The sequence below is a fragment of the Nocardioides sp. LHD-245 genome, assembly GCF_030929495.1.
In the GTDB taxonomy this organism is placed as follows: Bacteria; Actinomycetota; Actinomycetes; order Propionibacteriales; family Nocardioidaceae; genus Nocardioides.
This window is the reverse complement of sequence record NZ_JAVFWN010000001.1, coordinates 151524-173080: the sequence shown is the minus strand read 5'-3', so window position 1 is coordinate 173080 and position 21557 is coordinate 151524. Positions and strand designations below refer to the sequence as shown.

Annotated in this window: 20 protein-coding genes; 14 read left to right on the top strand and 6 right to left on the bottom strand. The window is 74.2% G+C overall.

Going from position 1 to position 21557, the window contains the following annotated elements:
- Positions 1-69: 69 nt before the first annotated feature.
- Together RB608_RS00845 and RB608_RS00840 are read left to right on the top strand one after the other, a co-directional pair.
- Positions 70-2481, top strand: coding sequence for a BTAD domain-containing putative transcriptional regulator (locus RB608_RS00845; RefSeq protein ID WP_308085880.1), 2412 nt, complete (start codon positions 70-72; stop codon positions 2479-2481).
- Entirely contained in the window at positions 2478-3179 is a 702-nt protein-coding gene (locus RB608_RS00840) for a maleylpyruvate isomerase family mycothiol-dependent enzyme (RefSeq protein WP_308085879.1), read from the top strand. The genes RB608_RS00845 and RB608_RS00840 overlap by 4 nt, the downstream gene beginning before the upstream one ends.
- A 22-nt stretch (positions 3180-3201) precedes the next feature.
- Here the strand turns inward: RB608_RS00840 and RB608_RS00835 are convergent, their stop codons facing one another.
- The gene (locus tag RB608_RS00835) at positions 3202-4317 is read right to left on the bottom strand and encodes an epoxide hydrolase (protein ID WP_308085878.1); all 1116 of its coding nucleotides are present in this window, start codon (positions 4315-4317) and stop codon (positions 3202-3204) included.
- Between the two features lie 95 nt (positions 4318-4412).
- Between RB608_RS00835 and RB608_RS00830 the strand changes: the two genes are divergently transcribed.
- The 3 genes from RB608_RS00830 (at position 4413) to RB608_RS00820 (ending at position 8315) form a co-directional block, all read left to right on the top strand.
- Positions 4413-5372: a WYL domain-containing protein gene (locus tag RB608_RS00830; RefSeq protein WP_308085877.1), complete on the top strand. Its 960-nt coding sequence runs from the start codon at positions 4413-4415 to the stop codon at positions 5370-5372.
- A gap of 179 nt (positions 5373-5551) precedes the next feature.
- Positions 5552-7222 (top strand): DUF885 domain-containing protein, encoded by a 1671-nt coding sequence (locus tag RB608_RS00825; RefSeq protein ID WP_308085876.1) that lies wholly within the window; start codon positions 5552-5554, stop codon positions 7220-7222.
- Positions 7223-7232: 10 nt separating this feature from the next.
- Positions 7233-8315, top strand: a complete 1083-nt coding sequence (locus RB608_RS00820) for a DNA glycosylase AlkZ-like family protein (protein WP_308085875.1) — start codon at positions 7233-7235, stop codon at positions 8313-8315.
- Between the two features lie 6 nt (positions 8316-8321).
- Here RB608_RS00820 and RB608_RS00815 read toward each other — a convergent pair whose 3' ends face one another.
- Positions 8322-9518, bottom strand: a complete 1197-nt coding sequence (locus tag RB608_RS00815) for a homogentisate 1,2-dioxygenase (protein ID WP_308085874.1) — start codon at positions 9516-9518, stop codon at positions 8322-8324.
- Between the two features lie 78 nt (positions 9519-9596).
- Here RB608_RS00815 and RB608_RS00810 point away from each other — a divergent pair, with 78 nt between their 5' ends.
- The 4 genes from RB608_RS00810 to RB608_RS00795 are packed head-to-tail and all read left to right on the top strand — an operon-like array spanning position 9597 to position 12979.
- Positions 9597-10424 carry a hypothetical protein gene (locus RB608_RS00810; RefSeq protein ID WP_308085873.1) on the top strand — a complete coding sequence of 276 codons (828 nt, stop codon included), beginning with the start codon at positions 9597-9599 and terminating at the stop codon, positions 10422-10424.
- Positions 10425-10449: 25 nt separating this feature from the next.
- Positions 10450-11661 (top strand): fumarylacetoacetase, encoded by a 1212-nt coding sequence (fahA, locus tag RB608_RS00805; RefSeq protein WP_308085872.1) that lies wholly within the window; start codon positions 10450-10452, stop codon positions 11659-11661.
- A 25-nt stretch (positions 11662-11686) separates the two neighbouring features.
- Positions 11687-12352: a helix-turn-helix domain-containing protein gene (locus tag RB608_RS00800; protein ID WP_308085871.1), complete on the top strand. Its 666-nt coding sequence runs from the start codon at positions 11687-11689 to the stop codon at positions 12350-12352.
- Between the two features lie 27 nt (positions 12353-12379).
- The gene (locus RB608_RS00795) at positions 12380-12979 is read left to right on the top strand and encodes a Maf family protein (protein ID WP_308085870.1); all 600 of its coding nucleotides are present in this window, start codon (positions 12380-12382) and stop codon (positions 12977-12979) included.
- 24 nt (positions 12980-13003) lie between these two features.
- Here RB608_RS00795 and RB608_RS00790 read toward each other — a convergent pair whose 3' ends face one another.
- Entirely contained in the window at positions 13004-14203 is a 1200-nt protein-coding gene (locus tag RB608_RS00790; protein ID WP_308085869.1) for an acyl-CoA dehydrogenase family protein, read from the bottom strand.
- 94 nt (positions 14204-14297) lie between these two features.
- On the opposite strand from RB608_RS00790, the gene RB608_RS00785 reads away from it, so the two are divergent.
- On the top strand, positions 14298-14876 hold the full coding sequence (locus tag RB608_RS00785) for a hypothetical protein (RefSeq protein ID WP_308085868.1): 579 nt from the start codon (positions 14298-14300) through the stop codon (positions 14874-14876).
- Between the two features lie 18 nt (positions 14877-14894).
- Here RB608_RS00785 and RB608_RS00780 read toward each other — a convergent pair whose 3' ends face one another.
- Positions 14895-16085, bottom strand: a complete 1191-nt coding sequence (locus RB608_RS00780; protein WP_308085867.1) for a GGDEF domain-containing protein — start codon at positions 16083-16085, stop codon at positions 14895-14897.
- Between the two features lie 160 nt (positions 16086-16245).
- Here RB608_RS00780 and RB608_RS00775 point away from each other — a divergent pair, with 160 nt between their 5' ends.
- Positions 16246-16728: a PH domain-containing protein gene (locus RB608_RS00775; protein WP_308085866.1), complete on the top strand. Its 483-nt coding sequence runs from the start codon at positions 16246-16248 to the stop codon at positions 16726-16728.
- A complete protein-coding gene (locus RB608_RS00770; RefSeq protein ID WP_308085865.1) occupies positions 16725-18221 on the top strand; it encodes a PH domain-containing protein in 1497 nt (498 codons plus the stop codon). Before RB608_RS00775 ends, RB608_RS00770 begins: the two co-directional genes overlap by 4 nt.
- 1 nt (position 18222) lies before the next feature.
- Here RB608_RS00770 and RB608_RS00765 read toward each other — a convergent pair whose 3' ends face one another.
- Positions 18223-18747 carry a helix-turn-helix domain-containing protein gene (locus tag RB608_RS00765; protein ID WP_308085864.1) on the bottom strand — a complete coding sequence of 175 codons (525 nt, stop codon included), beginning with the start codon at positions 18745-18747 and terminating at the stop codon, positions 18223-18225.
- A 57-nt stretch (positions 18748-18804) separates the two neighbouring features.
- Here RB608_RS00765 and RB608_RS00760 point away from each other — a divergent pair, with 57 nt between their 5' ends.
- Together RB608_RS00760 and RB608_RS00755 are read left to right on the top strand one after the other, a co-directional pair.
- Entirely contained in the window at positions 18805-20172 is a 1368-nt protein-coding gene (locus RB608_RS00760) for an MFS transporter (RefSeq protein ID WP_308085863.1), read from the top strand.
- Positions 20169-20582 carry a type II toxin-antitoxin system PemK/MazF family toxin gene (locus RB608_RS00755; RefSeq protein WP_308085862.1) on the top strand — a complete coding sequence of 138 codons (414 nt, stop codon included), beginning with the start codon at positions 20169-20171 and terminating at the stop codon, positions 20580-20582. Before RB608_RS00760 ends, RB608_RS00755 begins: the two co-directional genes overlap by 4 nt.
- Positions 20583-20616: 34 nt before the next feature.
- Here the strand turns inward: RB608_RS00755 and RB608_RS00750 are convergent, their stop codons facing one another.
- Complete coding sequence (locus RB608_RS00750; RefSeq protein ID WP_308085861.1) at positions 20617-21552, bottom strand: diiron oxygenase; 936 nt, start codon at positions 21550-21552, stop codon at positions 20617-20619.
- Positions 21553-21557: the final 5 nt, after the last annotated feature.

Here is a 21557-nt window from a genome sequence, read left to right as displayed (position 1 = left end):
CCGGTGCCCGCGTCACGTTCTCGCGCCCCTCGGTCACGGCCCGCGCCCGGGCCCGGCAAGATGACTCCGGTGCGACTGACGGTGCTGGGGGCGGTGAGCGTGCTCGACGCGAGCGCGGCGGCCCCGTCGGGCGAGATCGCCCGACGGGTGCTCGCCGTGCTCGCCGCGGAGGCCAACCGGCCCGTGCTGCCCGCTCGGCTGGCCGACCTCGTGTGGCCGCGCGACGAGAGCCCCCAGGACAACCGCCTGCAGGCGCACGTCTCGCGCTGGCGCAAGGCCTTGGGCCGGCATCGCATCGGCTACGGCACCGCCGGCTACACGCTGCATCTCGCGACCGAGGAGCTCGATGCCCTCGAGTTCGAGACGCTGGCCGCGGCCGGCACGGCCGCGCGCGGCCGCGGGGATCTGGGCGCGGGGATCGACCTCGCCCAGCACGCCCTGAGCCTGTGGCGCGGGCCCGCCTTCGCCGACCTGGCCGACCACGACTGCGTCCACACTCGCCGGGTCGAGCTCGAGACGGCACGCGACCGGGTGCGCCTCGACCTGCTCGAGATGCTGTGCGAGACCGGGGCCTACGACCGGGTGGTTCCGGAGGCGGCGGTCGCGCTGCAGGCCGACCCGTGGAACGAGTCGGTGCACCGAGCCCTCGCCCGGGCCCACTACGGGCGCGGCGACCAGGTCGCGGCTCTCGCGGTGCTGACCGATCTCGAAGCCCGGCTGCGCGGCGACCTCGGGCTCGATCTCGGCCCCGCCTCGCAGCTCCTGCGGGGACAGATCCTGCGCCACGAGCCGGTGACCGAGCGACGCGCCGGGCCGGCCTCCCCCGCCCCGGCGACCGGCACGGTGCCCGGGTGGGCCGAACGGCTCGCCGCCCTACCGCTGACGACGCAGCGGGCCGTCCGCGCCGCGGCCCTCGCCGGGCCGGTCTGGGACACGGCCCAGATCGCGCAGGTGGTGGGCGTCGACGGCCCGGTGCTCGCCGACGCGCTGGCCCCTGCGCTGGCCGCCGGCATCGCCGTCCGCGACGAGGGGGGGATCCGGTTCTCCGACCCCGGCGTACGCGAGCAGGTCGCCGCGCTGATCTCGCCCGGGGAGGCGCTCGCCCTGCACCGTGGGCTGGGCGAGAGCCTGCTGCGGCGCCGCGGCGAGCCCGCCCTGCTCCGGCGCGCCGCCGACCACGTCGCGGCGGCCGCGCCGCTCGACCCGGCGACCGCCGGGCTGGCCGTGGAGCTCGATCAGGAGCTCGCCCACGCATCGATGGTCCAGGCGCAGTACGCCGACGCCGTGCGCCACGCACGTCGCGCCCTCACCAGTGCCACGAACGTCACCGACGACCCGGTGCGGATCGACCGGGCCCGGCTGTGGCTCACCCTGGGCGAGGCCCTGCAGGCCGCGGGCGATCTGGACGCCGCGATGGCGGCGCACGCGGCCGCGGCGGAGACCCCGGGCGCGGGTGCGCAGATCACGATCAGCAGCGCACTGGGCTACGAGGAGTGCTCGGTGCGTGCACGGCGTCCCCGTACCGGCGCCCGGGACCGGTCCGTCCGCCTGTTGACGCAGGCCTTGGCGGCCGCCGGCATCGAGGACCCGCGTCGGGTCGAGGTGCTCGCGGCGCTCGCCCAGGCGCTGTCGTTCTCCGGCCTGGACGCGCGCGCCGGTCGCATGGTCGAGGATGCCGTGACCGGCGCCCGGGACAGCTCCGACCCGGAGACGCTCGCCCGCACCCTGCTGCGAGGGGTGGCCGCCCACGACCCGGTGACCGGCGCCGCGGCGCGGTTCGACCTGGCCCGCGAGGCGGCGACCGTAGCGCGGGCGGCCGAGGCCGACGAGCTGGAGCTCGACGCGCTCGCCGCCTGGGTGCCCGAGCTGATGCGGCACGACCGGCTGCTCGAGACCGAGGAGGTCGTGGCGCGGGTCGAGCATCTGGCCCAGACCCAGGGCAACCTGGTACACCCCCACCAGGTGCCGATGTGGCGGGCAGCCCTCGCGCTGGCCGCCGGCCGGCACGACGAGGCGGAGGTGCTGATCGAGGACTTTCGCGTCGCCGGTGAGCGCGCCGGCTACGCCGACACGGCACGCATCCACGGCTTCCAGTCCATCCTGCTCGCGCTCGGACGCCGTACGCCGGAGCGAGCGGCGGCCGTGCTCGCCCGCTTCGATGACGACCGGGGTTTCGAGCCATGGCGAGCCACCGCTCTCGCGGTCGCCCACGCCCGGGGAGATCGAGCGACCGCGGTGCGGATCCTCGCGCCCTGGTCCGCCCGGCGCTTCGCCCTGGCCCGGCCCTTCGCCGGCATCCGGACGTTCTGCGCCTGTCTGGTCGCCGAGGCCGTGGCGGAGTACGGCGACGAGGCCGCGCGCGGCCGACTGGCCGCCCTGGTCCGGCCCGGCGTCGGGCAGCGTCAGGTCCTCGGGGCCGGCGCGGCCGTCCTCGGCGATGCGAGCGAGGCGCTGGGCGTGCTCCTGGCGGTGCCGTCGTGACGCCGGCGGTCGAGGGCGCCCTGCGGACGGCGAGCACCGCCTACCGCCGGTTCGCCGACCGCTGCCGCGGGGTGGAGCCCACGCTCCCCACCCGGCTGAGCGGATGGACGGTCGCCGACCTCGTCGAGCATGTCGCCTGGGGCGCCGCGATGGAGGCGGCGGCGCTCCGTACGGCGGCCGGACTGCCCGCATCGGCTCCGGAGCGCCCGGACCTCGCCCGCGCGATCGCGGCCTTCGAGCGGGCGGCGGACCTCGAGGTCGCCCCGACCGCGCCGGTCGCGCTTCCCGCCGGAACCGTGCCCCTGGCCTACGCCGCGCCCCTGTTCGCCTTCGAGGCGGCGCTGCACGCCGCCGACCTCGAGCACGCCCTGTCCCGGCGGGATCGACCGCTGGGCGCTCCGGAGCTGGAGGCCTGCTCGGTCGTCGTCGGGCCGATGCTCGACCTGCTCGCGGCGACGGTCCCCGAGGAGGACGCCGTCATCGACCTCGTCGGCCTCGGCGACGGCATCCGGCTGAGCGCCACGGGCGGCAGCTGGCACCGCGGCGAGCCGGACGGTCGAGCGGCCACGACCACCGTGGCGGGCACCGCGCACGAGGTGATCATGTTCGTCGCCGGCCGGATCGACGCGACCCGGCTCGACGTCCGAGGCAGGGCGGAGCACGCCCGACGTTTCAAGACCTACTTCCCCGGCCCCTGAGGCGCGTCGCCCGGGCGGACCCTCAGGCGAAGAAGGCCCGCAGGTCGGCGACCACGTCGGCCGGCACCTCCATCGCCGCGAAGTGCCCGCCACGCGGGAACTCCGACCAGTGCGCGATGTTCGCGTTGTCCCGCTCGGCGAGCGAGCGGATCGTCTGGAAGTCGTCCTTGAAGACCGCGACCCCGATCCGCCCGGTGCTGACGACCGGCTCGACCCCCGCGTGCTGCTCCTCGTAGTGGTAGCGCGCGCCGGAGCCGTAGGTGTTGGTCAGCCAGTACAGCGTGGCCTGGGCGAGCACCTGCTCGGGCGTGACCAGGCTGGTGCCGTTGCCGAAGCTCTCGAAGAGCTCGCTGTAGGCGAGCACCGCGACCGGGGAGTCCGCGAGACCGGCGGCGATGGTCTGCGGGCGGGTGCCGTTCATGGAGTTGTAGCCGCCGACCGACTGGAACCACTGCATGTGCTCGAGCGCGGCGTACTCCTTCGGGCCGAAGCCCTCGAACTCCGCCGGGTCGCCGGACGGGAACGAGAACAGGTGCAGCACGTGCGCGCCCTTGAAGCCCTGCGGGTCCGCCACCGCGAGCTCGCGCCCGACCATCGCGCCGCCGTCGCTGCCGTGGACACCGTAGGCGTCGTAGCCGAGGCGCCGCATCAGCACGTCGTACGCCGCCGCGACCCGCTTCATCGTCCAGCCGGTGTCGACCACGGGCGTGGAGAATCCGAAGCCCGGCATCGACGGGATGACCAGGTGGAAGGCCTGGTCGGCGGTGCCGCCGTGGGCCTCGGGGTCGACCAGCGGATCGATCATGTCGAGGAAGTCGAGCTGGGAGCCCGGGTAGGTGTGGGCCAGAAGCAGCGGGGTGGCGTCGGCGTGCCGCGAGCGGACGTGGAGGAAGTGGATCCGCTGGCCGTCGATCTCGGTGACGAAGCCGTCGTACGCGTTGAGGCGGGCCTCGACCGCGCGCCAGTCGAACGACTGCCAGCGCTCGACCATGTCCCGGAGGTACGACGCCGGGGTGCCGTAGTCCCACGAGTCGCCAGGTGCGGCGGGCGCGAAACGGGTGCGGTCGAGGCGGGCGCGGAGGTCGTCCAGGTCGGTCTGCGGGACGTCGACGACGAAGGGGGTGATCTGCTCGGACATGGCGAGGGCCTTTCGGTTTTCCGGTGGGTGGTCCTTCTGGGTGTCTCCGACGGTAGGAGCCATACCGGCACATTTCTTTCCTGTTTAATCGACTTGTGACGACTACTTCGGCACGGATCCTCGAACTGCTCGGCCTGTTCCAGTCCCGCGTCGCCTGGACCGCGCCCGAGCTGGCCGCGCGCCTCGGCGTGACCGAGCGGACCGTGCGCAACGACGTGGCCCGGCTGCGCGAGCTCGGCTACCCCGTGGACGGTCTGCGCGGGCGGACCGGTCACTACCGGCTCGGCGTGGGCGCCAAGCTCCCACCGCTGCTGCTCGACGACGAGGAGGCGGTCGCCGTCGCCGTCGGGCTGCGCACGCTGACCGGCGTGGCCGGGTTCGAGGAGAGCGGGGGCCGGGCGCTCACCAAGCTCGAGCACGTCCTGCCCGACCGGCTGCGCCGCCGGGTCACGGCGCTGCGCGACGCCACCGAGGCGGGCCCGGTCAACACCGACTCGAACGTCGAGGACCCCGAGGTCGACGCCGGCGTGCTCGCCGAGATCGCCGACGCGATCCGCGACCACCGCGGGCTGCGCGCCTTCTACGGCGAGGCGCAGGAGCGGATCGAGCTCGAGCCGTACCACCTGGTGGCCTGGCAGCGCCGCTGGTTCGTCGTCGGCCGGAGCCCCTCGACGGGCGACTGGGCGCCGTACCGCGTCGACTGGCTGACCCTGCGGATCCCTGGCGGCCGCTCGTTCCGCCCGGCTCCGCTGCCCGGCGACCTCACCGAGCTCGTCGTCCGCGAGGTCGCCCGGACCGGCTGGTCGGTGCACGCCCGGCTGGTCATCGACGCGACGGCGGAGGACGTGCTCGCGCGGATCAACCCGGCCGTCGGTGTCGTCGAGTCGCGGCCCGACGGGCGCTGCGTGCTGGTCACCGGCGGCGACAGCCTCGAGATCGTGGCGGTCTGGATCGGCATGCTCGGCCTCGACTTCACCGTCGAGTCGCCCGCCGCGCTGGTCGACCACCTGCAGGTCCTGGCGACCCGGTACGCCGGCGCGGTCGCCGGGTCCTGATCAGGCGGTGAGCTCGTGGACCCGCAGACCGTCGAACTTGCGGAAGTCGCGATCGAAGGTGACCACGGTGCCGCCGTACGTCGCCGCGCAGGCGCCACCGGGGGATGACCGCCGGCCCGAGCCCCCGATCCATCGATAACCGGGTGCCGGTTGTCGGACCGCGCTCCTAGGCTCACGTCATGACGCGACTCGTGGACGCCCGCACCGACCGCTTCGTCGAGGACCTCGCCGCGCTCGACCCGCTGACGGCGACCTACGCCGGCATCCCGGGCCACGACGGCGAGCTGCCCGACCTCTCCCCCGACGGCTTCGCCGCCACCGAGGAGCTGCACCGCCGGGCCCTGGCGGAGGTCGCCGCGCTGGAGACGGCCGACGAGCGCGAGGAGGTCGCCAAGGCGGCCTTCCTGGAGCGGGTCGGGCTCACCGTCGAGCGCGCCGACGCGGGGGTCGAGCGCAGCGAGTTCTCCGTGATCTCGAGCGCGATCCACGCCGTGCGCGAGGTGTTCGACCTGATGCCGACCGAGACCCCCGAGCACTGGGAGGCGATCGGCGCCCGGCTGGCCGCGGTGCCGGCCGCCCTCGACGGCTACCGGGTCACCCTGCTCGAGGAGGCGGCCGCGGGCCGGGTCTCCGCCCGCCGCCAGTACGCCGAGGTGGCCGGCCAGGTGCGTGGCTGGACCGGTCAGGAGGGCGCTGCCGGCGACTACTTCGCGGGCGTCGTGGCGCAGGCGCCGGAGGGGCGGCGCGAGGCGCTCGCGGCCGCGGCGGCGAGCGCCTCGGCGGCGTACGCCGGGTTCGGGCGCTTCGTCGAGACCGACCTGCTCCCGCGGGGCCGCGACGTCGACGGGGTGGGCCGTGAGCACTACGCGCTCGCGTCCCGCTACTTCCTCGGCGCGCGCGTCGACCTCGAGGAGACCTACCGCTGGGGCTGGGAGGAGCTGAAGCGGATCGAGGACGACATGGCCGCCACAGCCGGGCGGATCGTGTCCGGCGGCAGCGTCGCCGACGCGGTCGCCGCGCTCGACGCCGACCCCGCGCGCGACTGCGGCAGCCGGGAGGCGTTCCAGGCCTGGATGCAGGAGAGGTCCGACGCGATCCTCGCCGACTTCGACGGGGTGCACTTCGACATCGCCGAGCCGATCCGGACCCTGCAGTGCAAGGTGGCGCCGGTCAACGACGGCGGCGCCTGGTACACGCCGCCCACCGAGGACTTCTCACGCCCGGGCACCATGTGGTTCTCCTTCACCGACGACCACGAGCGCTACTCGACCTGGCGCGAGACGACGACGGTGTTCCACGAGGGGGTGCCCGGCCACCACCTGCAGTGCGCCCAGGCGGTGCACCGCGCCGACCTCCTCAACCGCTGGCAGCGCCTGTTGTGCTGGGTCAGCGGCCACGGCGAGGGCTGGGCGCTGTACGCCGAGCGGCTGATGGACGAGCTCGGCTACTTCGCCGACCCGGGCGACCGGCTCGGGTTCCTCGACATGCAGGGCTTCCGCGCCGCCCGGGTGGTCGTCGACATCGGCGTGCACCTCGGGCTCGCGGTGCCGGCCGACAACCCGTTCGGCTGGCGGCCGGGCGAGACCTGGAACGCCGACCTCGCCTACGAGTTCATGCGCGCCCACTCCCGGATGGACGACGGGTCGCTGCGCTTCGAGGTCAACCGCTACCTCGGCTGGCCGGGCCAGGCACCGTCGTACAAGGTCGGCGAGCGGATCTGGCTCGAGTCGCGCGCGGCGGCGCAGGCGCGGCACGGCGCGGCGTTCGACCTCAAGGCGTTCCACACCGCGGCCCTCGACCTCGGCGGCCTCGGGCTCGACCCGCTGCAGGCCGCGCTCGCCCGGCTCTGAGGGACGTGCCGTGATCCGCCTCGATCGGGAGCAGGCCCGCCGGATCGCGGTCCGGGCCCAGCTGCTCGACGCCGAGCGACCCGCCTCGCTCGTCGCCATGGTCGACCAGCTGACGCTGGTCCAGATCGACCCGACCACGGCCATCGCGCGCAGCGCCGACCTGGTGGCGTGGTCGCGCCTCGGCGAGGCCTACGACCCCTCCGACCTGGTGTTCGCGCTGGAGACCGAGCGGTCGCTGACCGAGCACGTCACGTTCATCCGGACCATGGACGACGTCGGCATCCACCTCGGCGTGGCCGACGAGTGGCTGCACCCGAGCACCGTCGCCTGGATCGAGGCCAACCCGCGCTACCGCGCCCGCGTCCTCGACCAGGTGCGCGACGAGGGGCCGCTCGCGGCGACCGCGTTGCCCAACGACCCGGAGGTGCCGTACACCTCCACCGGGTGGAACGACGACAAGAACGCCAACCGGATGCTCGAGGTGCTCTGCCTGCGCGGCGAGGTCGCGGTGACCGGCCGCCAGGGCCGCAGCCGGCTCTGGGACCTCGCCGAGCGCGTCTACCCCGCGGACCTCTACCGCCCCGCGCCCGACGAGGCGCGCCGGATCCGCGACGAGCGACGGCTGGCCTCGCTCGGCATCGCCCGGGCCAAGCCGCTGCGCTCTCCCGGCGAGCCCTCGCCGATCGGCGAGCTCGGCGTCACCGTCGAGGTCGACGGCGTCACCGGCACCTGGCAGGTGGATCCCGACGCCCTGGCCGCATCCGAGGAGCCCTTCGAGGGGCGCTGCGCGTTCCTCTCGCCCTTCGACCGGTTGGTCCACGACCGCGACCGGGCGCTCGACCTGTTCGACTTCGAGTACGTCCTGGAGATGTACAAGCCCGCCGCGTCACGCCGGTGGGGCTACTTCGCCCTACCGATCCTCGACGGCGACCGGCTGGTGGGCAAGCTCGACGCGAAGGCCGACCGCAGGGCCGGCGTGCTCCGGGTCCACGCGGTCCACGAGGACGTCCCGTGGGAGCCGGAGACCGGCGACGCGGTCGAGGCGGAGCTGGCGGCGCTCGGCGGCTGGCTGGGCCTGGAGGTCGTGCGCTAGGAGAGCTCAGTCCAGTGCGCGGGCCCAGGACCAGGCGTACTCCGGGTCCTCGACGGCCCGGCCGCCCTCACCGAGGTCGAGCGGCGCGAAGGTGTCGACCATGACGGCCGACTCCTCGAAGTACTCCGCGCCCAGCGAGGCCTCGATCGCCTGCGGCTGCGGCCCGTGGGCATGGCCACCGGGGTGCAGGGAGATCGAGCCGAGGCCGATGCCCGAGCCCTTGCGGGCCTCGTAGTCTCCGGCGACGTAGAACATCACCTCGTCGGAGTCGACGTTGGAGTGGTAGTACGGCACGGGAACCGCGAGCGGGTGGTAGTCGACCTTGCGCGGCAGGAAGTTGCAGATCACGAAGTTGTGGCCCTCGAAGACCTGGTGCACCGGCGGCGGCTGGTGGATCTTGCCGGTGATCGGCATGTAGTCGTCGATGTTGAAGGTGTAGGGGTAGAGGCAGCCGTCCCAGCCGACCACGTCGAACGGGTGCGTCGCGTAGGTGTAGCGGGTGCCGACGACCTGGCCGCCGACCCGGTGCTTGACGAGCACCTCGACGTCGGTGTCACCGGAGTCGTCGAGCTGGACCGCGCCCGGCCCGTGCAGGTCGCGCTCGCAGAAGGGCGCGTGCTCGAGCAGTTGGCCGTAGCGGGACAGATAGCGCTTGGGCGGGGCGATGTGACTGTTGGCCTCGATCGCGTAGAGCCGCGACGGCTCGGCCGGCACCCAGCGGTGGGTGGTCGCGCGCGGGATCACGACGTAGTCGCCGGCCCGGTAGGCCAGGACGCCGAAGACCGTCTCGACGGTGCCGGAGCCGGACTCGACGTACACGCACTCGTCGCCGATGGCGTTGCGGTAGAGCGGCGTCGCGCTCTCCGGTCCGCCGGTGGTGACGTAGGAGATCCGGACGTCGGCGTTGCCGAGCACGAGGCGGCGGTCGGTGACCGCGTCGGCTCCGGTGGTCAGGTCGTGCAGGCGGAGGTGACGAGGCTTCAGGGGGTGGTTGGGGGTCCGGGCCTGGTCGGGCAGCTCCCAGAGTTCGGCGCTGCTGATCGCCGAGGGCACGCCGCGGTGGTAGAGCAGCGAGGAGTCGGAGGAGAAGCCCTCCTCGCCCATCAGCTCCTCGTAGTAGAGGCGCCCACCCGGGTCGCGGGCGTCGCGGAACTGCGTGTGCCGCTTCTGCGGCACCTCCCCGACCTGTCGGTAGTACGCCATCGTCGCGCCCCCGTTCTGCTGCTCGATATAAGAACACCTTCCGTTCTCATTTCGAACGCTAGTCGCTACAGTGGGGCCGTGTCCATCCCCGCGTCCATCCCCGTGCCCTTCCAGCACCTCGTTGACGACGCCGCGATCTTCCCGCCCGGCCTGGCTCCGCTCCCCGCGGCCGTCGCGGCGCACCGCGCGCTCGCCATGACGGCGTACGCCGGCCTGGTCGGTCCACTGGTCATCGACACCGCCCGGCTCGACGACCTCGCCGGCCTCGACACCGCGGGGTTCGAGGTCAGCGTCGTCGTCCCCACCCCGGCCGAGGTCGCCGGTGTCGCCGCGCGGGCGACGGCGGCAGGCGTGCGATTGGCGAGCCTGGAGGTCAGGCTCGGCGGCCCCGGGACGCCTGCCGGCCAGGTCGCCGCGATCGCCGCGGCCCGCCCGGCCGGCGTCACGACGTACGTCGAGGTGCCCCGGCCGGCCTCCCCCGAGTGGCCCGCGGTGCTCGACGCGGTCGCCGCGCACGGGCTGCGGCTCAAGCTCCGCACCGGCGGCACCGAGGCCGCCGCCTTCCCGGCCGAGGACGAGGTGGCCGCCTGGATCATCGCCGCGGTGACCCGCGACCTGCCGTTCAAGTGCACCGCCGGACTGCACCACGCGGTGCGGCACACCGGCGCGATCACCGGCTTCGAGCACCACGGCTACCTCAACATCCTGCTCGCCACCGCCCAGGCCGTGGCCGGCGCCGAGGCGAGCACCCTGGTCGCCACGCTCGCCGAGCGCGACGCCGCGACGCTGGCCGCCGCCGTCCGGGCCGCGTCCGGCCTCGCCGCCGCCCGGAACACGTTCACCTCCTACGGCTCGTGCAGCGTCGTCGAGCCCTACGACGACCTGGTCGCCCTCGACCTGCTCTGACCACCCCTATCCCGAGGAGCACTCCATGACCGAAACGCAGCCGCAGACCTGGGTGGACGGCGCCGCCGGCAGCCTCTACGACGTCGACAACCTGCCCTACGCCGTCGTCACGACGGGCGACGAGCCCGCCCAGGTGGGCGTCCGGATCGGCGAGCAGGTGCTCGACCTCGGCGCCGCGGCGCGGGCGCTGCGCCCGGCGTGGACGCCGCTGCTGGGCGTCGACCGGCTCAACCCGCTCCTCGCCGCGGGCGCCGCCACCTGGGCCGAGGTGCGCGCCTGGGTGGTCGACCTGCTCACCGACCCCGGGCGGCGCGACCAGGTGCGGCTGCTGCCGCTGGCCGACGTCGCGTGCCGGCTGCCGTTCGAGGTCGCCGACTACGTCGACTACTACGCCTCCGAGCACCACGCGACCAACGTCGGCCGGATCTTCCGTCCCGACGGCGCGGCGCTGCTGCCCAACTGGAAGCACCTCCCGGTCGGCTACCACGGCCGGGCAGGCTCGATCGTCGTCTCCGGCACGCCGGTGCACCGCCCCGCGGGTCAGCGCAAGGCGCCGACCGAGGACCTGCCGTCCTACGGCCCGAGCCGGCGACTCGACATCGAGGCCGAGCTCGGCTTCGTCGTCGGTCGCTCCGTGCCGCTCGGCACTCGCGTCGCGACGGCCGAGTTCGCGGACACGGTCTTCGGCGTCGCCGGCGTCAACGACTGGTCGGCCCGCGACATCCAGGCCTGGGAGTACGTCCCGCTCGGTCCTCACCTGGCCAAGTCCTTCGCCACCTCGATCAGCGCCTGGGTCACCCCGCTGGCCGCGCTCGAGCCGGCCCGCGTGCCGCTGCCCGGCCAGGACGTCCCGGTCCTGCAGTACCTGCGGGAGGAGGGCCCGTCGGGCTACGACATCGAGGTCGAGGTCGAGCTGAACGGCACCGTCGTCGCGCGCCCGCCGTACCGGTCGATGTACTGGTCGCCCGCCCAGATGCTGGCCCACCTCACCGTCAACGGCGCCTCGCTGCGGGTCGGCGACCTCTACGCCTCCGGCACCATCAGCGGCCCGGACAAGGACCAGCGCGGCTCCTTCCTCGAGCTGTCCTGGGGTGGGCGGGAGCCGTTCGTCGCCGGCGGGGCGGAGCGGACCTTCCTGGAGGACGGCGACGAGGTCGTCCTGCGCTACACGGCGCCCGGCGCCCGGGGACGGATCGGCCTCGGCGAGGTCCGTGGCAGGATCCTGCCGACCAGCTGAGCGGATCGAGGCCAGGAGGGACGAGGTGTCCGATTCCGGTTCGCAGACCCTCGAGCGCGGGCTGGCCGTGCTCGTGGAGCTCGGCCGTCACCCCGAGGGGCTGACCGTCGCCGAGGCCGCGACCGCGTGCGGGATGCACCGCTCGATCACCTACCGGCTGCTGGTCTCCCTGCACCGCACCGGCTTCGCCGCGCGCGACGACCAGGGCCGCTACACCGTCGGCCCGGCCACCGCCGACCTCGCCGAGCACAGCCGGCCCCGGCTGCGCGACGTCGCCGAGCCGGTGCTGCACCAGCTCGCGCTCGCGATCGACGCGACGGCCAGCCTGGTCGAGGTCAGCGGCGACGCCGCCGTGACCACGGTCGTCGCCGAGCCGCCGACCGACGGCCCGCGCTTCTCGTACCGGCTCGGCAACCGCGACCCGCTCGACCGCGGCGCCGGCGGCCTCGCCGCCCTGGCCTCCGGCCCGCCGCGCTCCGGGGAGCCGGTCCGGGTGGCCGGCGTCCGCGCCACCGGGCACGTGACGACGGAGGCCGAGCTCAATCCCGGGGCCTACGGCATCGCCGCTCCCCTGCCCGGGTGGCACGTGCTGGCCGCGGTCAATGTCGTCACGTCGCGGCCCGACCTGCTCTCCTCGGCCGTCGAGCCGGTCCGCCGTGCGGTCGCGACCATCACCGCCGCGCTCAGCTGACGTGCGACCGATCGTTAGGGTGGCGGCGTGCCGACCTTCGTGCTCGCGTCCGCCTCCCCCGCCCGTCTGGCGACCCTGCGCAGCGCGGGTCTCGACCCCCAGGTCGTCGTGTCGGGCGTCGACGAGTCACAGGTCCGCGACGTGCCGCCCGCCGAGCTGGCGCTTCGTCTGGCCGAGCTCAAGTGCGGTGCCGTCGCCGGGCTGGACGACCTGCCGGACGACGCCCTGGTACTCGGCTGCGACTCGGTCCTCGAGCTCGACGGCTCGGCTCTCGGCAAGCCCGACGACGCCGGCGACGCGGTCCGGCGCTGGCGGTCGATGCGCGGCCGCTCCGGGGTCCTGCACAGCGGCCACTGCCTGCGCGACCGCGCCAGCGGGCACCAGGTCGCGGCCACGGCGTCGACGACGGTCCACTTCGCCGACGTCGACGACGCCGAGATCGCGGCGTACGTCGCGACCGGCGAGCCGCTCCACGTCGCGGGCGCCTTCACGGTCGACGGCCTCGGCGGCGGGTTCGTGACCGGCATCGAGGGCGACCACCACAATGTCGTCGGCGTCAGCCTGCCGCTGCTGCGCGGGATGGTCCGCGAGCTCGGGCACTCGTGGACCGACCTGTGGGCGCGCTGACGGTCCTGCTCGGCGCAGCCTCCCTCACTCGACGGGCAGGCCGAGGCCGCGGGCGATGAGCATCCGCTGCACCTCGGAGGTGCCCTCGCCGATCTCGAGGATCTTGGCGTCGCGGTAGAACCGCGCGACAGGGTACTCCTCCATGAAGCCGTAGCCGCCGAAGACCTGGGTCGCGATCCGGGTGGCGGTCACCGCCGACTCGCTCGCGTAGAGCTTGGCGACCGACGCGGCCTGCTTGAACTCCTTCATCGACGGTCCCCGGCCGCCGTCCATCGCGTCCTTCATCGCGGCCGCGCGGTAGGTCAGCATCCGCGACGCGTGCAGCATGACCTCGAGGTCGGCCACCTGGAAGGCGACGCCCTGCTTGCGCCCGATCGGACCGCCCATCGTGTGCCGGTCGAGGGAGTACTCGACGCACAGGTCGACGCAGGCCTGGATCAGCCCGACCGCGAGCGCGGCGATGGCGACCCGGCCGTCGTCGAGGATGGCGAGGAACTGCGCGTAGCCGCGGCCCCGCTCGCCGACGAGGTGGTCCTCGGGAACCCGGCAGTCGGTGAAGGACAGCGGGTGCGTGTCGGAGATGTGCCAGCCGAGCTTGTCGTAGGCCGGCTCGGCGACGAAGCCCGGCGTGCCGGCCGGGACGATGATGGCGGAGATCTCGGGCCGGCCGGACTCGGCGACCCCGGTGCGCGCGGTGACCGTGACCAGGCTGGTGATGTCGGAGCCGGAGTTGGTGATGAACTGCTTGCCGCCGTTGATCACCCACGCGCCGCCGTCGAGCTCGGCGCGGGTCTTGGTGGCGCCGGCGTCGGAGCCGGCACCGGGCTCGGTGAGCCCGAAGCCGGCGAGCCGCTGGCCCGCGACCAGGTCCGGCAGCCAGGTCTTCTTCTGCTCGTCGGACCCGTAGGTGAGGATCGGGTTGATCCCGAGGCCCACGCCGGCCTCGAGCGTCACGCCCAGCGACTGGTCGACCCGGCCGAGCTCCTCGATCGCCAGGCACAGCGACGTGAACGGACCGTCCGCCGCCTCGAGCCCGGCGCCGCCGTACTCCTCGGGGGCGGTGAGGCCAAAGAGCCCCAGCTCCCCCATCTTCTGGACCACGTCGGTCGGGAAGTGGTGGGCCTTGTCCCACTCCGCCACGTGCGGGCGGATGGTGGCCTCGGCGAAGTCCCGGACGGTGCGCCGGAACTCCTCGTGCTCACGCGACAGCTCGAACTGGGTCATGTCCCCATCGTAGGTCACGAGGTTAATGTTTGTTAACCGGCGGTCGCGTCGATTTCCCGCATCTTCACGACGGATTCGTCAGAGGATGGCCCGCATGACCCCCGTTCCCCGCACCGTCCTCCGTCTCGCCGCCGCGCTCGCCTGCTCGGCCGGCCTCGTCGTCACCGGCCCGGGCCTCGCCTCCGCCGCCGACCTGGTCCACACCGACCCGGCGCGCGACGTGGTCACCGCCTCCTTCGCGTCGGAGAAGGAGCAGGTCGCACCGGACGAGCGCCGCATCGACATCCGCAAGGTGCGGGTCAGCCATGGCACCGACGCCCTGGTCATCCAGCTGCGGACCCGCGGCCGGCTCCCCCGCAAGGGCCTGCTCCTCAATGCGGCGATCCGGACGCCCGGCGGGACCTACGGCGTCACCCACCTGACGTTCGCCGGTGCCACCGAGTCCGGCCTCGCCCTCGGCGGGACGGCGGTTCCCTGCGCCGGCTTCGCGGCGGAGCAGGGTGGGCGGACGGCCACGTTGACCGTCCCCACGGCCTGTCTCGGCGCCCCCGCCTGGGTGCGCATCGGCGTCGGCGTCGCCCAGTTCCGCGGCAAGCGCTTCTACGGCGACGACGGCCTCAGCCGCACGACCGGGAACCGGCTGGAGCTGTCGCGGCGGATCGCGCGCGGCTGATCCCCCGAGCCGCTCCGGCTACGCCGTACGACGCTCGTCCTCCTCGGAGGCAGGGCGCTCGTCGTGCCGCGGGGCGCGCACGGCCCGGGCCCGGCCCGCCGACTTGGCCTCGTAGAGGGCCCCGTCGGCGTCCGCGACGGCCAGGTCGATGTCGTCGCCGGGGACGACGGTCGCGATGCCGAAGCTGACCGTCGGCATCGGGCTCGCCTCGTCGCCGCGGTAGCGCCGCGCGATCTCCTCGACCACGGTCTCGGCCGGGGCGCCGCGGACGAGGAGGACGAACTCGTCGCCACCGAGACGGCCGAGCAGGCCCCGGACGTCGACCACCTCCTGACAGGCCGCCGCGAACGCCGTGAGAGCGCGGTCGCCCGCGGCGTGGCCGAGGCCGTCGTTGATGCTCTTGAAGCGGTCGAGGTCGGCGACGACGACGGCCGCGTCGCCGGCCGGGCCGCGGTCGAGCTCGCGCTGGGCCGCACGCAGGAACTCGGACCTGTTGAGCAGTCCGGTCAGCCCGTCGTGGGTCGCCCGCCGCCGCAGCTCCGAGGTCTGCTGCTCGTGGCTCAGCGCCGACATGCTGAAGGTGACCACGACGAGCAGCACCATCATGAGCAGGGTCGTGACCTGACCCCCGAAGACCGCCTGGAAGAACGGGTGGGACGGCCCGACGGTGACGAAGGCGACGGTCCGTGCCAGGTAGAACACGGCGATGACGGCCGAGACGACGGCCATCGCCACGAGCACGAACCGGTACTGGGCACGCGTGGCGCCGCCGGTGCCGAGGCCGCGCAGCACCAGGCCGAGCTCGCGCGCGGACGCGCCGATCAGGCAGGCCATGCCGGCCAGGTAGACCGCGCCGCCCGACCAGACGTCCGTGCGCGGGTCGTCCACGAAGGAGGCGACCAGCACCGTCGCCGGCACCAGCAGCAGCTGCCAGAGGCGCACCCGGCGCTCCCGCAACGACCGTCCACCCGCCCAGACGCACGCGGCGCCGAGCGCACCGGTCGTGTTCCCGAGCGGGTTCGCGACGACCTGCGCCGGCGAGCCGTTGAACAGGAACAGCAGGGCGCTGACGATGAAGAACGCCAGGGACGCACACCACCAGCCGCTGTAGGACGACCGGGTCGAGCGGTAGGTGGCCCCGTAGAAGAGCGCGAGGACACAGATGGCGACCACCCCGAAGGCCACCCGCAGGGTCACCGTGTCCAGCATGTCCTCCAGGCTAGAACGGCTGCCGCCGCCGCGTGCGCGAGAACGGCGATCATGACCGAAGGCCGGTGCGCCCTGGTCATTTCGGGTGGATTCTCGGCACCCGGGTCGGGACCTAGTCCCGGCCGGGCGCGGTCCGACGCACGACGTAGGCTTCCCCAGCGTGAGCCAGCTGCGTGACCCCGCCCACCGCGTCAGCCCCCGAGCCCGCCTGATGTGGCACGTCGAGACCGGGATCTCGGGCCTGCTCGTGGCGATCGGGCTCAGCGTCGCCGCGGTGCTCGCCGGCCCCGACGGTCTGCGCTGGTGGCTGGTGGGCCTCGCCGTCGTCGTGTGCGCGGCCGTCGCGGCCGTCGTACCGCAGTGGCGCTATCGCGTGCACCGCTGGGAGGTCTCGGCGAACGCGGTCTACACCCAGCGCGGTTGGTGGGCCCGGGAGCGCCGGATCGCCCCGATGTCGCGAGTGCAGACCGTCGACTTCGCCCAGGGCCCGCTCGCGCGGCTCTTCGGGCTCGCGACCGTCACAGTCACCACGGCGTCGGCGGCCGGCCCCCTCCAGATCGAGGGCCTCGACCGGCCGGTCGCGCTCGCCCTCGTCGACGAGCTGACCCGCAAGGCCGACCTCGTCGAGGGAGACGCCACGTGAGCCTGCCCCCGCCGCCACCACCACCGGCACCACCCCCGCCGAGCGCTCCGCCGCCGGCCCCGGACGCCTGGCACCGCCTCGACCCCCGCATGCTCCTGGTCCATCCGATCAAGGAGGTCGGCAAGTTCCTGCCGGTGCTGATCGGCCTGGTCGTGGCCGGCAGCGCGTCCGGCGTCGGCCCGTGGGCCCTGCTCGGCGTCGGGCTCCCCGTCGGGCTGGGCGTCGTGCGCTATCTCACGACGACCTACCGGATGACCGGCGGCCGGGTCGAGCTGCAGCGCGGTCTGCTGCAGCGCCATACCCTCTCCACTCCCGTCGACCGGGTCCGCACCGTCGACCTGAGCGCCTCCCCGATCCACCGGGTCCTCGGCCTGGCGACCGTGGTGATCGGCACCGGGAGCGTCGCCAGCGACAGCGACGAGCGTCTCGAGCTCGACGCGCTGCCGCGGGAGGAGGCGGCCCGGCTGCGGGCGGATCTGCTGCGCACCGCCGCCGCGATCGACGCGGAGACAGCCGGCGTCGTACCGGGGCCGGAGCGGGTCGTCGCGCGCTTCTCGCCGCGCTGGCTCTGGTACGCCCCGTTCAGCGGCACCGTCCTCGTGGGCCTCGGCGCGATCGTCGGTGTCGGCTTCCAGGTCATGGAGTCGATCGAGATCCGGGTCAGCGAGGACGACCTCGCCGCGATCGGACAGTCCTTCGTGCTCACCCTCGTCGTCGGCGCCGTCCTCCTGGTCACGCTGCTCGCGGTCGGCGGCTACCTCGTCACCAACGGCGGGTTCGTCCTCAGCCGGCACGGTGCCGCATGGCACGTCCGGCGGGGTCTGCTCACCCGTCGCGAGACGAGCATCGACGTCGCCCGGCTGGCCGGCGCCAGCCTCGGCGAGCCCGCCGCGCTCCGGCTCGCGCGCGGGCGCCGGGTCGGCGCGATCGTCACCGGTCTCAGCGGCGACCGGGCCGGCTCGGCCGTGCTGCTCCCGCCCGCCCCTCGCGCGACCGGGTACGACGTCACGGCGGCCGTGCTGGGCACGGCGACCCCGGTCACGGGCGCTCTGCTCCCGCACGGCCGGGCCGCGCTCACCCGGCGCTACAGCCGGGCGCTGCTCGGCGCGCTGCCGTTCGTCGCGGCGAGCGTGGCCGCGGTGCTCGCCGGGGCGCCGGTCTGGCTGCTCCCGCTCGGGGCGGTCCCTCTCGCCGTCGCCCTCGCGCTCGCCTGGGACCGGGCCCGGGCCCTGGGGCACGCCTTCCTCGACGGCCACGTGGTGATGCGCTCCGGGTCGGTGCTGCGCACCCGCGACGCCCTCGCCGCGGGCCACGTCATCGGCTGGAACCAGCGCGCCACGTGGTTCCAGCGCCGGGCGGGGTTGGTCTCGCTGGCCGCCACGACGGCCGGCGGCAAGGGCCGGGTCCACGTGCCCGACGTACCCGTCGCCGCGGCGATCGTGCTCGCCGAGGAGGCGACGCCGGACCTGCTGGGTCAGTTCCTGGCCGTCTGACCTAGACGGCGGCCAGCTCGAGCCGCGTGAGCAGCCGGTGCGGCCGTTCCAACGCGCGGGCCACCCGATCGTCGCGCCGCATCGGGTTGGCGCCGGTGCCGGGCCGGACGACGAGGTCCTCCGGTCCCGGGACGGTGCCACAGGCCGGGCAGCGGCCCAGCGCGTCGACGTCGGTGCCGCAGTCGGCGTGGCTGAAGACCCGCGCGGGGTGGCGGGCTCCGACGTGCTGCTCACCCCACCTCGCGAGCGAGAACACGACCGGCCACAGCGCCCGCCCGGCCTCGGTGAGGAGGTACTCCGGGTGACCGTCGAGCGTCGTCCGGGTCAGCACACCGTCGGCGACGAGGCCGTCGAGACGGGCGGTGAGCACGGCGCGGGAGATGTCGAGGTGGTCGCGCAGGTCGGTGAACCGGCGTACGCCGAAGAAGAAGTCCCGCAGGATCAGCAGGGTCCAACGCTCTCCCACGACCTCGAGAGCGCGCGCGAGATAGCAGCCCTGCTGGTCGTATCCGGTGCCGAGCGCCACACCGCCATCGTAGCCCGAAGTCTGTTCACCAGACCACGATTCTGCGACCATGGTCCGGTGAACAGACCGGCAGTGGCGGCCCTCTCCCTGACGTCGGTCAGCACCTTCGTCGCGATGGTCGCCTACGCCGGACCGCTCGGGAACGCGACCACCCTCACCGCCGCGTTCGCCGCCTCGCCCGCCGCGACGACCTGGCTGCTGAGCTCGATGAGCGTCGGCCTCGCCGTGGGCCTGCTGCCGGCCGGGGCACTGGCCGACCTAACCGGACGGCGGCGGGTGTTCGTCGGCGGCGCACTCGTCCTCGCTGCGGGCTCGGTGCTCTGCGCGGTCGCCGGGGACGCCCGGACGTTCGTCGCCGGCCGCGTGATCGAGGGCCTCGGCGCGGCCGGCGTGATCGCCACCGGCCTCGGCCTGGTCGCCGCGGTCACGACCGATCCCGCCCATCGCGCCCGCTCGGCCGCGTGGTGGGGCGGCAGCATGGGGCTGGGGATCGCCGGCGGGCCACTGCTCACGGGGCTCTTCGACCTCGGCGAGCTGTGGCCGGCGACCTACCTGCTGCTCGCCGCGGCCGGGGTCGCGATGGCCGTGGCCGCGCGCCACTGCTTCGTGGAGTCCGAGGTCGACCCCGGGCGCCGGATGGACCTCGCGGGCGCCGCACTGATGGCGATCGGCCTGACCGCACTCCTGGTCACCCTCGTCGAGGCGCGCCGCGGCGACCTGGGCGTCGCGGTGACCGGTGCCGCCGTTGCGCTCGTCACCCTGGCCGGCTTCGCGGTCGTGCAGCTGCGCCGCCGCCACCCGATGCTCGAGCCCGCGCTGCTGCGCCACCGGGGGTTCACGGCCGCTGCCCTCGCGGCCGTGGGCACCGGCGCCGGGGTCATCGCCCTGATGTCGTTCTCGGGGACCTTCGCGACCGGCGCGATGGGACTGACCAGCCTCCAGGCCGGCGCGCTCCTCGCCCTCTGGTCGGCGACAAGCGCGGTGGCCGCGCTCGCGCTGCGCCCCCTCGCCCTGCGACTCACCGGCACCACCCAGCTCGCCGTGGGCCTGGTCGGAGCGGGCGTGGGCCTGCTCATGCTGTCGGGTCTCGGCGGTCCGCCGTCCGCCCTGCGGCTCGCGCCGGGGCTGATCGTGGCCGGCGTCGCCAGCGGGCTCCTCAACGGCGGGCTCGGCCGGCAGGCGATCGCGACCGTGCCCGCCGAGCGGTCGGCCGTCGGCACGGGCGTCAACAACACCGCCCGGTACGTCGGGGCGGCCGTCGGCACCACGCTGGTCAGCGTGCTCGCGGCGACGCCGCATGCCTCCGCGGCCACGCAGGTGGCAGGCTGGAATCACGTCACCCTGCTCGCCGGAGCGATCTCGTTCGGGACCGCCGTCGCGATCGTCGCGATCGACCGGGGTCGACGTGCCGAGGAGGCCCGATGACCCACGCACCCGACCAGCCCGACGGCACCTACGCACCGGTGGCGGACGGCCGGCCCGACCCGGGCGAGGTCGTCTGGGCCTGGGTGCCGTACGAGGACGACCCGATCCAGGGCAAGGACCGGCCAGTGCTGGTGATCGGGACGGCGACCGGCAACGACGGCAGCGAGGTCGTGCACGCCCTCGCGATGACGAGCAAGGACCACGACCGCGACGAGGCGCAGGAAGCCGCTGCGGGCAGGTACTGGATGGACATCGGCACCGGCGCGTGGGACCCCCGCGGCCGACCGAGCGAGGTCCGACTCAACCGGCTGCTGGTCCTCGCCGTCACGGGCGTCCGACGCGAGGGCGCCGCGCTGGCTCCTGCCATCTACGCAGACGTCATCGCCGCGCGCCAGCGGTTCACACGCTGAGCCCGGCACCGCGGCCGGGGTCAGCGCATGAGCATCAGCGCATGAGCAGGGAGCCCCGCCAGACCTTGTGGTCGCGCTCGGCGACCAGGCCGTTGGCCTCCAGGACCGGCATCACCTTCTCGCCCATCCACGCGATCGTCTCGCGGTAGCTCTCGTTGCCGAGCGCCTGCCGGCGGGCCTCGGCCGGGTCGAGCCCGACGGCGGCGTAGACCTCGGGGTGGACCAGAGAGCGCATCGTCACGTAGGCCACCTGCGCGGTCATCGCCTGGTGCCAGCGCAGCTTCGCACGGCCCAGGCCGCGCACCGCCTTCTCCAGCTCGTCGCGGGCGAAGGTGACGTGGCGGGCCTCCTCGGTGACGTGGATCCGGGCGACCATCCGGGTCAGCGGCTGGATCCGCTCGTCGCGCATCGCCTCCCGCTGCCAGCGATCGACCGGCTCCTCGCCGATGAGGATGCCGGCGTACGCGCTGGCGCCGCGCAGGGTCAGCGGGCCGAGCCTCGCCAACCGGCGTGGCATCGGACGGGGCCCGTAGGCCGGCACGCCCATCGCGTCGATCGCCCGGCCGAACATCACCGTGTGGCGAGTCTCGTCGCCGACCTCGGTGAGGACGAACTGGGTGCGCGCCGAGCGCGGGTCCGCGCTGTAGGCGTCGCGCAGCAGGATCTGCATGAGCACGATCTCGAACCAGATCCCGACGCTGGCGATGCTGGCGACCTCGTGCTTGGAGAGGGTGATCCGCTGCTCCTCGCTCAGTCCCTTCCACATCGGCGTGCCGTAGAGGGAGATCCGCTCCGGCTGCATCCACCACAGCCCGGGGACGGGCGGCGCGCTCCAGTCGAGGTCGACCTCGGGGTCGTAGGACTGGCGCGCGGTCGAGCGCAGCAGCCGCTGGGCCAGCGCGTCGGACCCGCCGCTCGCGCTGTCTGCGCCGGCCACGCCGGCACCGGTGACGTCGTCGACGAGGGTCACGGGTC